Below are 13,339 nucleotides of genomic sequence, written 5' to 3'. Positions count from 1 at the left end.
GCGCCTAAGCTGGAGCCATGGCTGAACGCACCCCCTGGTCGCTTTCGGGTGCCCTGCGGGGCATGTTCTCGAAGCGCCTCATCGACCAAGACACGTGGGACGACCTCGAGACGGCCCTGATCACGGGCGACTTCGGCATCGACGTGACCGACGAGATCGTCGACGACTTGCGCGCCAAGGTCGCCCGCTACAACACCACAGACCCCAAAGACCTGCAGCGGATGCTGCGCGAGACCCTCGAAGAGCGGTTCTCCAAGCTCGACTCGACCCTGAAGCTCACCGAGCGGCCCGCCGTCGTGCTGGTCGTCGGGGTGAACGGCGTGGGCAAAACGACGACCATCGGAAAGTTCGCGAAGTTCTTGCGCAACTACAACCGCAGCGTCGTGGTCGGCGCGGCCGACACGTTCCGGGCCGCAGCCGTCGAGCAGGTCGCCACGTGGGCCGAGCGGGCCGGCGCGCACATTGTGCGCCCGCAGCACGAGGGTCAAGACCCGGCATCCGTCGCCTACCAGACCATCGAGTACGCGCAGAAGAACGGCATCGAGATCGTCATCATCGACACCGCCGGCCGGCTGCAGACCAAGGGCGGGCTGATGGACGAGCTCACCAAGATCCGCCGCGTCATCGAGAAGCAGGCGCCGGTCTCCGAGGTGCTGCTCGTGCTCGATGCCACGACAGGGCAGAACGGGTTGGCGCAGGCGGAGGCGTTCATCCAGCACGCCGGCGTGACCGGGCTCGTGCTCACGAAGCTCGACGGGTCGGCGAAGGCCGGGTTCGTGCTCGCGGTGCAAGAGAAGACGGGCATCCCCATCAAACTCATCGGCCAGGGTGAGGGCATCAACGACCTCACCGGGTTCACCCCGCACGTGTTCGTGCAGAACCTCATCGGCTGAGCCGGGCGAATCCGCGGGGGCGAACATGGGGGCAACGGTGGAGCTGGAGGCGTGGCACGACTTGTTCGTCGCCTCGGCAGGAGCGGCCGCTGCGCTGGCAGGTCTGATCATCGTGTCGATGTCGGTCAACATCAAGCAGATTCTGGCCACGACATCGATGCCCTCGCGGGCGGGGTCGTCGATCGCCGCCTTAGTGTTGGTGGTCGTCGTGTCGATCGGGGCCCTCATTCCCATTCAGGCCGAATGGATGCTCGGGCTCGAGTCACTCGTCTTCGGACTCATCGCGCTGGCCTTCGCCGTCGACTCCACAGTTCGCCTGACGCAAGAGAGCACACACCCCGACGCCGGAGGGTACCGAAGGCCGCTCAGCAACCTCGTCGTGAACGGCGCGATGAGCGTGCTGCAGGTCGTCCCGTTCGTCGTGGGCGGTGTGCTGTTGGTTGTGGGTGGGGGCCTGGCCGCCGGGTTGTCGTGGATTGCAGCGGGCATTTTGTTCGTGATCATCGGTGCGGTCGTGAACGCGTGGGTCATGCTGGTGGAGATTCTGCGCTGAGCTGCCTCTGCCGGGCATCCGTTCGCCAGCGGCGTTCGCGTACACGCCGTCGCTCGCAGCATGTGCTCGGCGGGAGCGGTTAAGATTGTTGCACCATGGCCACTTTTGGAAACCTCTCTGACCGCCTCGCCGATACCTTCAGAAACCTGCGCACCAAGGGCAAGCTCAGCCCCGCAGACGTCGACGGTACTGTGCGCGAGATCCGTCGTGCGCTGCTCGACGCCGACGTCGCGCTCGACGTCGTCAAAGACTTCACCGGCAAGGTGCGCGAGCGTGCCCTGGGCGACGAGGTCAACAAGGCGCTGAACCCGGCGCAGCAGGTCGTGCAGATCGTCAACGAAGAGCTGATCGCCATTCTGGGCGGCGAGGCGCGGCGCATCAACTTCGCCAAGAAGCCGCCGACCATCATCATGCTCGCGGGTCTGCAGGGTGCCGGTAAGACGACGCTCGCCGGCAAGCTCGCGAAGTGGCTCGCCAAAGACAACCACACCCCGCTGCTCGTCGCGGCCGACCTGCAGCGCCCGAACGCCGTGCAGCAACTGCAGGTCGTCGGCGGCCAGGCCGGTGTCGCGGTGTACGCGCCCGAGCCCGGCAACGGCGTCGGAAACCCCGTCAAGGTCGCCAAAGACTCGATCAAGTGGGCCATCGACAAGCAGTACGACGTGGTCATCGTCGACACCGCCGGTCGTCTCGGTGTCGATGCCGACATGATGAAGCAGGCCGCAGACATCCGTAAGGCGGTGCAGCCCGACGAGGTGCTGTTCGTCATCGACGCCATGATCGGTCAAGACGCGGTTGCTACGGCCAAGGCGTTCCAAGAGGGCGTCGACTTCACGGGTGTTGTGCTCACCAAGCTCGACGGTGACGCGCGAGGCGGTGCCGCGCTCTCTGTCGCGTCGGTGACCGGCCGCCCCATCATCTTCGCCTCGACGGGGGAGTCCCTCGACGACTTCGAGCCGTTCTACCCCGACCGCATGGCGTCGCGCATTCTCGACCTGGGCGACATTCTCACGCTCATCGAGCAGGCGCAGGGCGCCTTCGACGAAGAAGAAGCCGCGAAGGTCGCGGAGAAGTTCCGCACCGACACGTTCACCCTCGAAGACTTTCTCGGGCAGATGCAGCAGTTGCGTGGCGCGGGGTCGATCAAGAAGATGATCGGCATGCTGCCCGGCATGGGCGCCATGAAAGAGCAGCTCAACAACTTCGACGAGCGTGAGATCGTGCGCACCGAGGCCATCATCCAGTCGATGACGAAGGCCGAGCGCCAGAATCCCAAGTTGCTGAACGGCTCGCGTCGCGTGCGCATCGCGCGCGGTTCGGGCATGACCGTGACCGATGTGAACCAGCTCGTGCAGCGCTTCGAGCAGGCCGCCAAGATGATGAAGACCGTCGCGCGCGGCGGGGTGCCGAACATCCCGGGCATGGGGCCGGTTCCCGGCGCCGGTTTCGGTGGCGGTCGCGGCAAGCAGCTGCCGGCGAAGAAGAAGGGCTCGAAGTCGGGCAACCCGGCGAAGCGTGCCGTCGAGAACGCGGCGCTGGCGTCGGGCGAGAAGGTCGGTGCTGGTTCGGCCGAGACCGCACCGAAGGGCTCGGGTTTCGGCCTCGGCGGCCGCGCGGGCCTGCCTGAGGGTGCCCCGAGCGAGCAAGAACTCGAGACCTTGCAGAAGTTCTTGCGTCGCTAGGCTGACAGCGACTCTGCTGCACCCTAGTCTCTTTCGCGCGTCGATTTCTGCCACCAATCCTGATGCTTTGCGGTCAAAAGTGACGCGTGAGTGCGGGCGGCGGATGTGCGGGCGGCGGTTGCGGCAGGCGCAGGCCGCGGCATGCGGTGCTCGTAAGCAGGAATAGGCTCGGAGTATGACCTCTGAAGCCACGCGCCCCGTACGAATCGGAGTGCAAGTCGCTCCCCAGCACTCCACCTACACCGAAATCCGCGACACGGTCACTAAGCTCGAAGAGCTCGGCGTCGACGTCGTCTTCAACTGGGACCACTTCTATCCGCTCAGCGGTGAGCCCGACGGCCTGCACTTCGAAGGCTGGAGCATGTTGGCGGCCTGGGCCGAGCAGACCACGAGCATCCAGTTCGGCCCGCTCGTCACCTGCAACAGCTACCGTAACCCCGACCTGCTCGCCGACATGGCGCGCACCGTCGACCACATCAGCGCGAAGAACGGTGCCGAAGGCCGGCTCATCTTCGGCATCGGATCGGGCTGGTTCGAGCGCGACTACGACGAATACGGCTACGAGTTCGGTACCGCCGGTCAGCGACTGGATGCCCTCTCCGAAGCTCTGCCGCGCATCGAGTCGCGCTGGGCCAAGCTGAACCCGGCTCCCACGCGCAAGATCCCCGTGCTCATCGGCGGTGGGGGAGAGAAGAAGACGCTGCGGATCGTGGCTCAGCACGCCGACATCTGGCACAGCTTCGCCGACACCGAGACGCTCGAGCGCAAGCTCGGCATTCTGCGCGGGCACTGCGAGGCGGTCGGCCGCGACTTCGGCGACATCGAGATCTCGACCGGCACTCGGCCGCACACCCCGGGCTCACTCGACCCGAGCGACCTCGAGCAACAGCTCGGCCTGGGCGCGACGCTCTTCACCCTCGGGATCACGGGCCCCGACCTCGACCCGTCTCCGGTCATCGACCTGCTCGCTTGGCGCGACGAGGTCAACGCCCGCTGAGGCATTGATCGTGCCAGTCGATGCGCTTCGGCCTGCACCGCGCCCGCGCCAGCCTGCCCTCCCGCCGACCACCAGGGGCTGAGACGTGAGGTCGTTGTAGCCCTGCTGAGGTCGTCACGTCGGCCTCACTAGCGGCCCATCGGCCTCACTAGCTGCGAGCGGCCTCACCTGCATGCTGCGCGCGGTGGGCCAGCGCGTCAGCCCGCCAGGCCGTGGCGGAGTTCGTGGGTGAGTGACGACACCACCGCGTGCAGGCTGCCGCCGTTCTCGGCCGCGACGCGCAGTTGGCGCTGATAGCTGGCGCCGTGCTCGAGAATGAGGTTGATCTGGGCGAGTTCCGCCGAGCATCCGAGGCGCGAAGCGACGGGCGCGAGCAGCACCAGCAGATCGCGGATCTCGTCGGTCACCAGCCGCTCGTCGCCGGCGGAGTTGAGGATGATCTCGGCGTCGAGCCCGTACCTGGCCGCCCGCCACTTGTTCTCGCGCGCGAACCACGGCTGCAAAGTGACGAGTGAACGCCCCGCGTCGAGCTCCGACGACATGTGCTCGACGAGGCACTGGATGAGCGCGGCCACAGCCCCGATCTCCTGCGGGCTCGACAGCCCGTCGCACGCGCGCATCTCTACCGTGCCCCACTTCGGCGAGGGGCGGATGTCCCACCGTACTTCGGTGTAGTCGTCGATGATGCCCGTCGTGGTCATGTCGGCCACGTACTTCTCGTACTCGCTCCACTCAGAGAACTGGTACGGCAACCCCGCCGTGGGCAGCTGCTGGAACATCAGCGCCCGGTTCGACGCATACCCCGTGTTGACTCCGCCCCAGAACGGGCTCGACGCGCTCAGCGCCTGCAGGTGCGGGTAGTAGGTGAGCAACCCGTCGAGCAGCGGAAGCACCTTGTCGACCGACTCGATGCCCACATGCACGTGAATGCCCCAGATGAGCATGTTGCGCCCCCACCATTGGGTGCGGTCGACGAGCTTGTGGTAGCGCTCCTTGTCGGTGACCTGCTGGTCGAACCACTGGGCGAAGGGGTGGGTTCCGGCGCACATCAGCTCGACGTCGAGCGGATCGGTGATGGCGCGCACCTCGTCGAGCTGGGCCAAGAGGTCGGCGACGGCATCCTCAACTCGGTGGTGCACCTTCGTGACCAACTCGACGGTGTTGAGCAACAATTCGCCGGTGATCTGCGGATGCTCGGAGCCGTCTTCTTGGCGAAGCGCATCGAGCACCTCGCCGGCCACCGAGACCAGGTCGCCGGTCTGCTGGTCGACGAGTGCGATCTCCCACTCGATGCCGAGAGTGGACCGTTCCGATTCGGCAAAAGAGATCTGCATGGGTCAACTGTGGCATCTCTTCTGACCGATTCTGGGAAGTCGGCAGATAATTCTCGCCGGGATTACTGCTTGGCCGCAAAATCTGACAGAATGGTCTGTCGAGTCTCTGCCCGCCCGACCCTCTAATCAGGCGCGGCTGGAGAACCCCAGAACTTATTCTTGGCCGAGTGTGCATCCCCACGCTCACGGCCGACAGTTCGCCCCATAAAAATTACTCAGGAGAATTGTGGCTGTAAAAATCCGTTTGAAGCGCTTGGGCAAGATCCGCGCTCCTTACTACCGTATTGTCGTCGCCGACTCGCGCACCAAGCGCGACGGCCGTGTCATCGAAGAGATCGGCAAGTACCACCCGACCGAAGAGCCCTCGTACATCGAGGTCAAGAGCGATCGTGCGCAGTACTGGCTTTCCGTCGGCGCGCAGCCGACCGAGCAGGTTGAGGCCATTCTCAAGCTGACCGGTGACTGGGGCAAGTTCAAGGGTGACCCCAACGCGGTTTCGACCGTTCGGGTGAAAGAGCCTAAGGCGCCCTACATCGCAGACGAGAAGAAGAAGCCGGTTCTGCGCCCGAAGACCGAGGCTCCCGCGGCTCCGGTTGCTGCACCTGCTGCCGCGGAGTCGTCTGACGACGCTGACGCCGCTGCATCGACCGAGGCGTAAGTCTTGCTCGCACCAGCACTCGAGCACCTCGTCAAGGGGATCGTCGATCATCCTGCCGATGTGCACGTCGTGGCAAAGAACTCACCACGCGGCGAGGTTCTCGAGGTTCGTGTGAACCCCGACGACCTCGGCCGCGTGATCGGTCGTTCCGGGCGCACGGCGAAAGCCTTGCGCACCCTCGTTGCAGCGCTCGCCGATGGCAAGCGCGTTCGTGTCGACGTGGTTGATACCGATTTCTAAGAACGAAACGCAACTGAGAGTCGGTCGCCTCACCAAAGCCCACGGGCTGAAGGGCGCGATCAAACTCGAGCTGTTCACCGACGACCCGGGGCGACGCTTCGTTCCGGGCGCGGTGTTCACGCTGCAAGTCCCCCCGTCTTCGCCGTGGCACGGCAAGACGCTCGAGCTATCCGAGCTCCGTTGGTACAACGGGCATCCGGTCGGTTTTTTCGTCGGCGTGCCCGACCGCACGGCCGCCGAGTCGCTCGCGAAGGCGATACTCTGGATCGACCACGACCTCGATGAGAAGACCAACGAGGAAGACGCCTGGTTCGACCATCAGCTGGTCGGACTCGGGGTCATCCGTGATGGGGTTCGCATCGGATCTGTCAGCGCGATCGACCACCTGTCTGCGCAAGACCTTCTGCACGTGTCGACCGACGCCGGAGAGGTGCTCGTTCCCTTCGTGAAGGCGATCGTGTCAGAGGTCGACATCGACGCCGGCACCCTCACCGTGACGCCGCCTCCCGGCCTCTTCGAGGAGCTGCCCGCCAGCGAGGCCGGCGATGCGAGCGACAGCGCCGCGGGCGATGCGGATGCACGCGACGGTGTTGCGGGCGACCCGGATGCACGCGACGATGTTGCGGGCGAAGCGGATGCGCGTGAGGCCCTCGCTGGCGATGCGGATGCCGTCGCGCCCACCGCACCGGGCCGCACCGCTGCCACCAGCGCCCCGACGGAGTAGCTCGTCAGAACGTAGGAGTTTTCGGCACTGTGCTGCGCCATTGGCGTCACGCCGCCGAACGCTCCTACGTTTTTTCTGAGCGCGGCGCCCTCCGCCCCGGCGGTGACCTCCGTCGTCGACGCCGCCCTTAGTGCGATGTGTTCGTGGGGCCGGAGAGGAAGGCCGTCAGGGCCCGTCCGTACCGGCGTTGGGCGTTCTGCGCGATTTCGTCACGCGTTGTCAGTGTGGCCGCGAAATGTGCCTCGAACCACACTCGATAGGCCGCATGGAACGGGGAGTCGTCGTGAAGCTCGTCTTGAGAGAACCAGACGCGCTCCTCGCTCACTGCGAGGTCACGATCGAACGAGAGCAGCCGAAGAAATTCGACCGCGTTCGAGGCGACAGGGTGGATTCCGCCTTCGTCTCCCAGAATGACGATGGGCATTTCTTCGAGGATGCTTTCGGGCGCCGTCGATTCTGCGCTGCGAGGCGGAACATTCCACACGGCGAACTCGCTGCCGTCTTCGTTTGCCTGGCCGAAGACGATGAGTCTGTCGGTGACTCGAGGGTCTGACGAGAGCTGCCGCAGACGATGCCCGTTTCGGCGTTCGTAGGCGAACCCTTCTGCGTAACATCCACCTACGGCCTCGTCGAACTCGGTCAACGCGTCGAGTGCGCGAGGTGGTCGCAGCGGCGCGAAAATGTCGCGCAGTTGCTCACGATTCATGGTGTCGACGCCTATGTCGATGACGCGGGCGACGGTGCTGGCGCCCCCGACCCGTTGGTCGACTGGGTGATGTAGTACTCGACGGTCGGACCGTGCGGGCCGGTCGACGTCATCGTCATCGCGACGTCGTAGCCGAACCCGGTGAACTCGAGGTCGTAGTCGGACTGGTCGTAGGGCACCACGGTGAAGCCCGCGTCGGTGAGCTGCTTGGTGATCTGCTGCGTCGCGGAATCGGTGTTCGTGACGACAATGATCGCGTCGTACTCGGCGTAACCGTTCTGGCCGGTCACCGAGTCGCCGCTGACCGCGCGCCCGGTGATGAGCGGTATCGACGACGGGAGGCCGGGCGGCAGACAGTCGCTGACGTTGGTCGTGTTCGTGCCGTCGGCGTCGGTGAAGCTCTGCGAAGCCGAACACCCGCCAGCTATCGACCCGAACATTCCGCCGGAGCCGCCGGTCAGCATTGGGATGAACGCGAAGGCCGCGCTCACCAGCCCGCCGCCGACGAAGAGCACCACGATCAGAGTGATGAGCACCGCGCGCCCGCCTCGAGTCATTTGCTTTACCTGATTTCATTAGTGAGAAAACATCAGAATAGCAATGAGCCAGCCAACGCCGAGCATTTGTCGGCGAAATCGCAGGTTAGAGTCGGGGGGTGCGCATCGATATCGTGACGATCTTTCCGGAGTACTTCGGCGTGCTCGACGTCTCTCTGCTGGGGCGGGCGCGCGAAGACGGGATTCTCGACGTCCAGGTGCACGACCTGCGCGCGTTCACACACGATCGGCACCGAACGGTCGACGACAAGCCCTACGGTGGCGGTGCCGGCATGGTGATGAAGCCGGAACCCTGGGGCGAGGCCCTCGACGCAATTCTCGATCTCGACGGTGCGGCCAACGCGTCCAATCCCCTCGATGCAATTCTCGATCTCGATTCGACGGTCGGGCCGGATGCCCAGCAGCTCACTCGCGACGCCCCCCTCGTCATCTTTCCCTCGCCCGCCGGTGAAGTCTTCACCCAGGCCATGGCGCGCGAACTGAGCACCGCCGACCACCTCGTGTTCGGGTGCGGGCGCTACGAAGGAATCGACCAAAGGGTGTTCGAGTATGCCGAGAGCCGAGCATCCGTTCGCCTGGTGAGTCTCGGCGACTACGTGCTCAACGGGGGAGAGGTCGCTGTTATGGCGATGATCGAGGCCATCGGCAGGTTGATTCCCGGCGTCATCGGCAACCCCGAGAGTCTCGTCGAAGAGTCACACGAAGACGGCCTGCTCGAATACCCGAGCTATACCAAGCCCGCCGAATGGCGCGGATACGAGGTTCCGCCGGTGCTGATGGGCGGCAACCACGGCGCCATCGCGACTTGGCGACGGGATGCCCAGCTCGAGCGCACGCGCCGCGTGCGCCCCGACCTGCTGCCCGAGTGACGCCCGTGAGCGTCGATAAATAAGGAAATACTCGCCGTCGACCCTACGAGCGAGCGCTCAACACGAGCGGGCCGTCGGCCGTGATGGCGACGGTGTGCTCGGCGTGGGCGCCGCGCGAGCCATCGGCGCTGCGCAGGGTCCAGCCGTCACGGTCGGTCACGAGCTTGTTCGTCGTTTCGAGGAACCACGGCTCGATCGCCACGGTGAGCCCTGGCTCGAGGCGCAGCCCGCGGCCGGCTCGGCCGTTGTTCGGGATGTGCGGGTCGCCGTGCATGGTGCGCCCGACGCCGTGTCCGCCGAAGTCGGTGTTGATGGAGTAGCCGTCGGCGGTGGCGACCGCGGCGATGGCGGCCGAGATGTCGCCGAGGCGCCCACCCGGCTGCGCGGCGGCGATGCCTGCCGCAAGGGCGCGTTGTGTTGTATCGATGAGCCGGGCATCCTCGGGCCGGGGCGTGCCCACGATGACGGTGATGGCCGAGTCGGAGACCCAGCCGTCGACGGATGCCGCGAAGTCGAGCGACACCATGTCGCCGTCGCGCAGGCGGTAGTCGTGCGGCAGGCCGTGCAGAACGGCGTCGTTGACCGAAGTGCAGAGCACCTTGCCGAACGGGCTCGCGCCGAACGACGGGTGGTAGTCGATGTAGCACGACTCGGCTCCGCGCGCCCTGATCATGTCGTGCGCGATCTGATCGAGCTTCAGCAGGTTCACGCCGACGGCCGCGTGCGCGGCGAGCTCGGTCAGCACTTCGCCCACGAAGATGCCGGCCGTTCGCATCTTGTCGATTTCGGCTGGCGTCTTGAGCTCGATCACTGCGTTCCCTTTGATTTGACTGTGTTTTTCTCGGCCACATGGGCCGAACCCACGATACCCGCCGTACCCTTGATTCATGTTCGTTCGTCGAGCTTTCTACTATTGGCAGCCAGCTGCCGTCGTTGTGCTTCCGCTCTGGATTCTGATCGGCTGGTCGATCTTCGGGGGGTCGGCCTGGCAGTTCCTTCTGGTGCTGCTCTCGTGCGGTGTTCTCGCGCTCGCGCTGGCCGGTGTCGGGCTGCTGAACTTCACTCGCAAGAAGGTGCGCACCGAGCGGGCGCTCTCCTGGCCCGACGTCGCTCTCGCCGCCGGCTGGCACGCCGCCATCGTCGCGACCGGCTTTCTCACGGCCGCGACCCCGCTGCTGTCGGTGGCCGTGGTGGTGCTCGGGCTCGCCGCTTTCTGGGTGTCGATCGTAGAGCTGGCGCGCGAGACCCGCCGCAGAGTGCAGGGCGTCTACGAGTCATTCCAGTACGCGGCACAGATGGGCGCCCCGGCCGGGGCTGCCGCCGGAGTGGGCGCTGCGCCCCGACCGCCCATCGTCGACGAGCACGAATACATCGTCATCGAGACGAGCCGGGGCCAGCAGAACTAGGGGCGTTCGCGCCAGCTGCAGCACGGGCATCCGCCCGCGGGCACAGGATGTTCGGGGGAGGCCAGGCACGGGCATCCGCTCGCCTTTGCTTAAGTGGGCCGTCTCGTGGCACAATTGACGATTGTGCCACCGCCAGACTCTGCCACAGGGGAGTTCTGCAGTAACGAGTGGGCACACACTCCTTTTTCTACATAACCCGTAGTCGACCTGTGGCGGTTACAGAGAGCGATACATCATGCATATTCTTGACGCCGTAGACGCAGCTTCGCTGCGCAGCGACATTCCCGACTTTCGCGCCGGTGACACTGTTCGCGTTCACGTCAACATCATCGAAGGTACTCGCTCGCGTGTGCAGGTCTTTCAGGGCATCGTCATCGGCCGTTCCGGCGAAGGCGTGCGCGAGACCTTCTGCGTTCGCAAAGTGAGCTTTCAGGTCGGCGTCGAGCGTACCTTCCCGGTGCACTCGCCCATCATCGACCACATCGAGGTCGTGACCCGCGGCGACGTTCGTCGCGCGAAGCTGTACTACCTGCGTTCGCTGCGTGGCAAGAAGGCCAAGATCAAAGAGAAGCGCGACGCGTAATAGCCGGCTTCACCGAGCACCGGCCTGCCATACGACTTGGCAATTGCATGATTAATTCATGCAGGAGTTGACGGTTAGGCAAAGCGACTGTGAAATTGCCGCGTGAGCGCGGAGTCGTGAACGGCCTTCTGAGCCCTCGCCCCATAAAATGGGTCGAGGGCTCAGACCATTTAAGACAAGAAACAACTCAATGACAGAAACACCGGTACCGACGCGACAACGCGGCGGTAGGCGTGGGGGGCGGCGGTCTCGCAGTGCTGCCCTGTTCGCGCGCGACATCATCATCATCTTCCTGGTGGCGTTGCTCGCTTCCGTGCTCATCAAGACGTTTCTGGTGCGCTCGTTCTACATTCCGTCGAGGTCGATGGAGAATACCCTGCAGATCAACGACCGCATTCTGGTCAACGAGCTCGAACCCAACATCATCCCGGTCTCCCGCGGCGACGTCGTGGTCTTCAAAGACCCGGGCGGCTGGTTGCAGCCCCAGTACGAGCCGCCGACCACCCCCATCGTCACCGCGATCAACTGGGCCCTCGACGCCGTCGGCCTCGCAGCGACCGACAGTAACGACCATTTGATCAAGCGGGTGATCGGGCTTCCGGGCGACCACGTCACCTGCTGCAACGCTCTGGGGCAGATGTCGGTGAACGACGTGCCGTTGAACGAGCCGTACATCAAGCTTCCCGACGGCGTCACGAAGGTCTCCGACCTCGCCTTCGACGTCACCGTGCCCGCCGGCTCTCTGTGGGTGATGGGTGACAACCGCTATAACTCGGCCGACTCGCGCTACAACCAAGACAAACCCGACGGTGGCTTCGTACCGATCAGCGATGTCGTCGGTCGCGCGCTGTGGATCACCTGGCCGTCGAGCCGCTGGACGTATCTCGACAACTACTCGGCCGTCTTCCGCGGTGCCAAAGACGCCGCTCCCACGAGCCCGCCCGCCAGCTCTCCGCCGAGCGGCGGTTCCGGATGACGCCCGTCGCCGACCCGACTCTGAAGCACGAGCGCGCGCTCGGGCGCCAAGGCGCACGCCTGGTCATCGGTGTCGACGAGGTCGGGCGCGGCGCGCTGGCGGGCCCCGTCGCGGTGGGAATGTGCGTGATCGATCCCGTTCGCCCGGGCAAATTCCCGCCCGGGCTGCGCGACTCGAAACTGCTGGCCGAGCCTCGGCGGGAGCAACTGGCTCCGCTGGCCGCGGCGTGGGCGCGGGCATCCGCTGTGGGCCTGGCGAGTGCGAACGAAGTCGACGAACTCGGCATCATGGTGTGCCTCGGGCTGGCCGGCGCGAGGGCGCTCGAGACGCTGCTCGCGGCGGGGGTCGACGTGTCAGATGCGGTGCTGGTGCTCGACGGCAACTACGACTACCTCAGTCGGCACCTCAGCGCGCCGGTGCGGGTGACGACGCGCATCAAGGCCGACCGTGATTGCGCCTCGGTGGCGGCCGCGTCAGTCGTGGCCAAAGTGCATCGTGACCGGCTGATGAATTCGCTCGATGGCGAGGTTCCCGGGTACAAGTGGGCGAGCAACAAGGGGTACGCCTCTGCTGCGCATTTCGAGGCGCTCGATCTTCTGGGGCCGAGCGAACATCATCGGCACACGTGGCTCAAGACCGATCGGATGCTCAGGCTCTTCGAAGAGGCGTGAGTGGATGTTCGGTTCTGGCTCTTGCCGCCGAGACTGCACAGGTGCAGTGAACTCTGCCTGCGACCGCCGGGCCCGGGCATAGACTTGTCGCACCATGGAAGAAGATGAGTTCGAGGACTACGACCGCGAGGTCGAGTTGGCCCTCTACCGCGAATACCGCGACGTCGTGTCGCAGTTCAAGTATGTGATCGAGACCGAGCGCCGGTTCTATCTGGCCAATGACGTCGACCTCGTGAGGCGCGATACGGAGCACGACTTCTACTTCGAACTCACGATGAGCGACGTGTGGGTGTGGGACGTCTATCGTTCCGACCGGTTCGTCAAGTCTGTTCGTGTGTTGACCTTCAAAGACGTCAACATCGAAGAGCTTTCGTCGAAAGACTTCGAGCTGCCGAAAGAGCTCGCGCTCGACGAGTAGGTCGTTCTCCACAACCGGTCATCCCTGCGGGTTGTGCACCGTTTGATGTTTTCGCGGGCCTGAGCCGTTCGC

The 13,339-nt window shown here is 65.0% G+C and carries 17 protein-coding genes; 13 read left to right on the top strand and 4 right to left on the bottom strand.

Annotated features, from left to right (window positions below; all coding sequences use genetic code 11):
• Window positions 1-17 precede the first annotated feature (17 nt).
• From ftsY to LQ955_RS09825, 4 genes are all read left to right on the top strand, one after another.
• Window positions 18-893, top strand: coding sequence for a signal recognition particle-docking protein FtsY (gene ftsY / locus LQ955_RS09840; RefSeq protein ID WP_231027973.1), 876 nt, complete (start codon window positions 18-20; stop codon window positions 891-893).
• 25 nt (window positions 894-918) lie between these two features.
• Window positions 919-1,446 (top strand): hypothetical protein, encoded by a 528-nt coding sequence (locus LQ955_RS09835; RefSeq protein WP_231027972.1) that lies wholly within the window; start codon window positions 919-921, stop codon window positions 1,444-1,446.
• Window positions 1,447-1,541: 95 nt separating this feature from the next.
• Window positions 1,542-3,128 carry a signal recognition particle protein gene (gene ffh / locus LQ955_RS09830; RefSeq protein WP_231027971.1) on the top strand — a complete coding sequence of 529 codons (1,587 nt, stop codon included), beginning with the start codon at window positions 1,542-1,544 and terminating at the stop codon, window positions 3,126-3,128.
• 175 nt (window positions 3,129-3,303) lie between these two features.
• A complete protein-coding gene (locus LQ955_RS09825; protein WP_231027970.1) occupies window positions 3,304-4,125 on the top strand; it encodes an LLM class F420-dependent oxidoreductase in 822 nt (273 codons plus the stop codon).
• Window positions 4,126-4,322: 197 nt separating this feature from the next.
• On the opposite strand, the gene LQ955_RS09820 is transcribed toward LQ955_RS09825, so the two are convergent.
• Window positions 4,323-5,459, bottom strand: a complete 1,137-nt coding sequence (locus LQ955_RS09820; RefSeq protein ID WP_231027969.1) for a glutamate--cysteine ligase — start codon at window positions 5,457-5,459, stop codon at window positions 4,323-4,325.
• A 226-nt stretch (window positions 5,460-5,685) separates the two neighbouring features.
• Between LQ955_RS09820 and rpsP the strand changes: the two genes are divergently transcribed.
• The 3 genes from rpsP to rimM are packed head-to-tail and all read left to right on the top strand — an operon-like array spanning window position 5,686 to window position 7,081.
• A complete protein-coding gene (gene rpsP, locus LQ955_RS09815) occupies window positions 5,686-6,117 on the top strand; it encodes a 30S ribosomal protein S16 (protein ID WP_231027968.1) in 432 nt (143 codons plus the stop codon).
• A 3-nt stretch (window positions 6,118-6,120) separates the two neighbouring features.
• A complete protein-coding gene (locus LQ955_RS09810) occupies window positions 6,121-6,357 on the top strand; it encodes an RNA-binding protein (RefSeq protein WP_231027967.1) in 237 nt (78 codons plus the stop codon).
• Window positions 6,314-7,081: a ribosome maturation factor RimM gene (rimM, locus tag LQ955_RS09805; protein ID WP_231027966.1), complete on the top strand. Its 768-nt coding sequence runs from the start codon at window positions 6,314-6,316 to the stop codon at window positions 7,079-7,081. Before LQ955_RS09810 ends, rimM begins: the two co-directional genes overlap by 44 nt.
• Before the next feature lie 127 nt (window positions 7,082-7,208).
• On the opposite strand, the gene LQ955_RS09800 is transcribed toward rimM, so the two are convergent.
• Together LQ955_RS09800 and LQ955_RS09795 are read right to left on the bottom strand one after the other, a co-directional pair.
• Window positions 7,209-7,787: a hypothetical protein gene (locus LQ955_RS09800; protein WP_231027965.1), complete on the bottom strand. Its 579-nt coding sequence runs from the start codon at window positions 7,785-7,787 to the stop codon at window positions 7,209-7,211.
• Window positions 7,788-7,798: 11 nt separating this feature from the next.
• Window positions 7,799-8,344: a hypothetical protein gene (locus LQ955_RS09795; protein ID WP_231027964.1), complete on the bottom strand. Its 546-nt coding sequence runs from the start codon at window positions 8,342-8,344 to the stop codon at window positions 7,799-7,801.
• 98 nt (window positions 8,345-8,442) lie between these two features.
• On the opposite strand from LQ955_RS09795, the gene trmD reads away from it, so the two are divergent.
• The gene (trmD, locus tag LQ955_RS09790) at window positions 8,443-9,213 is read left to right on the top strand and encodes a tRNA (guanosine(37)-N1)-methyltransferase TrmD (protein WP_231027963.1); all 771 of its coding nucleotides are present in this window, start codon (window positions 8,443-8,445) and stop codon (window positions 9,211-9,213) included.
• Between the two features lie 43 nt (window positions 9,214-9,256).
• Here the strand turns inward: trmD and map are convergent, their stop codons facing one another.
• Window positions 9,257-10,024: a type I methionyl aminopeptidase gene (gene map, locus LQ955_RS09785; protein ID WP_231027962.1), complete on the bottom strand. Its 768-nt coding sequence runs from the start codon at window positions 10,022-10,024 to the stop codon at window positions 9,257-9,259.
• A 76-nt stretch (window positions 10,025-10,100) separates the two neighbouring features.
• Between map and LQ955_RS09780 the strand changes: the two genes are divergently transcribed.
• From LQ955_RS09780 to LQ955_RS09760, 5 genes are all read left to right on the top strand, one after another.
• Complete coding sequence (locus tag LQ955_RS09780; protein WP_231027961.1) at window positions 10,101-10,619, top strand: MFS transporter; 519 nt, start codon at window positions 10,101-10,103, stop codon at window positions 10,617-10,619.
• A gap of 235 nt (window positions 10,620-10,854) precedes the next feature.
• Entirely contained in the window at window positions 10,855-11,202 is a 348-nt protein-coding gene (rplS, locus tag LQ955_RS09775; RefSeq protein WP_231027960.1) for a 50S ribosomal protein L19, read from the top strand.
• Between the two features lie 190 nt (window positions 11,203-11,392).
• On the top strand, window positions 11,393-12,178 hold the full coding sequence (gene lepB, locus LQ955_RS09770) for a signal peptidase I (protein WP_231027959.1): 786 nt from the start codon (window positions 11,393-11,395) through the stop codon (window positions 12,176-12,178).
• On the top strand, window positions 12,175-12,849 hold the full coding sequence (locus LQ955_RS09765) for a ribonuclease HII (protein ID WP_231027958.1): 675 nt from the start codon (window positions 12,175-12,177) through the stop codon (window positions 12,847-12,849). Before lepB ends, LQ955_RS09765 begins: the two co-directional genes overlap by 4 nt.
• A gap of 94 nt (window positions 12,850-12,943) precedes the next feature.
• Window positions 12,944-13,267 (top strand): DUF2469 domain-containing protein, encoded by a 324-nt coding sequence (locus tag LQ955_RS09760; protein WP_104244363.1) that lies wholly within the window; start codon window positions 12,944-12,946, stop codon window positions 13,265-13,267.
• Window positions 13,268-13,339: the final 72 nt, after the last annotated feature.

It is taken from the genome of Subtercola endophyticus (assembly GCF_021044565.1).
GTDB lineage: Bacteria > Actinomycetota > Actinomycetes > Actinomycetales > Microbacteriaceae > Subtercola > Subtercola endophyticus.
This window is presented reverse-complemented; position numbering and strand designations above follow the sequence as displayed.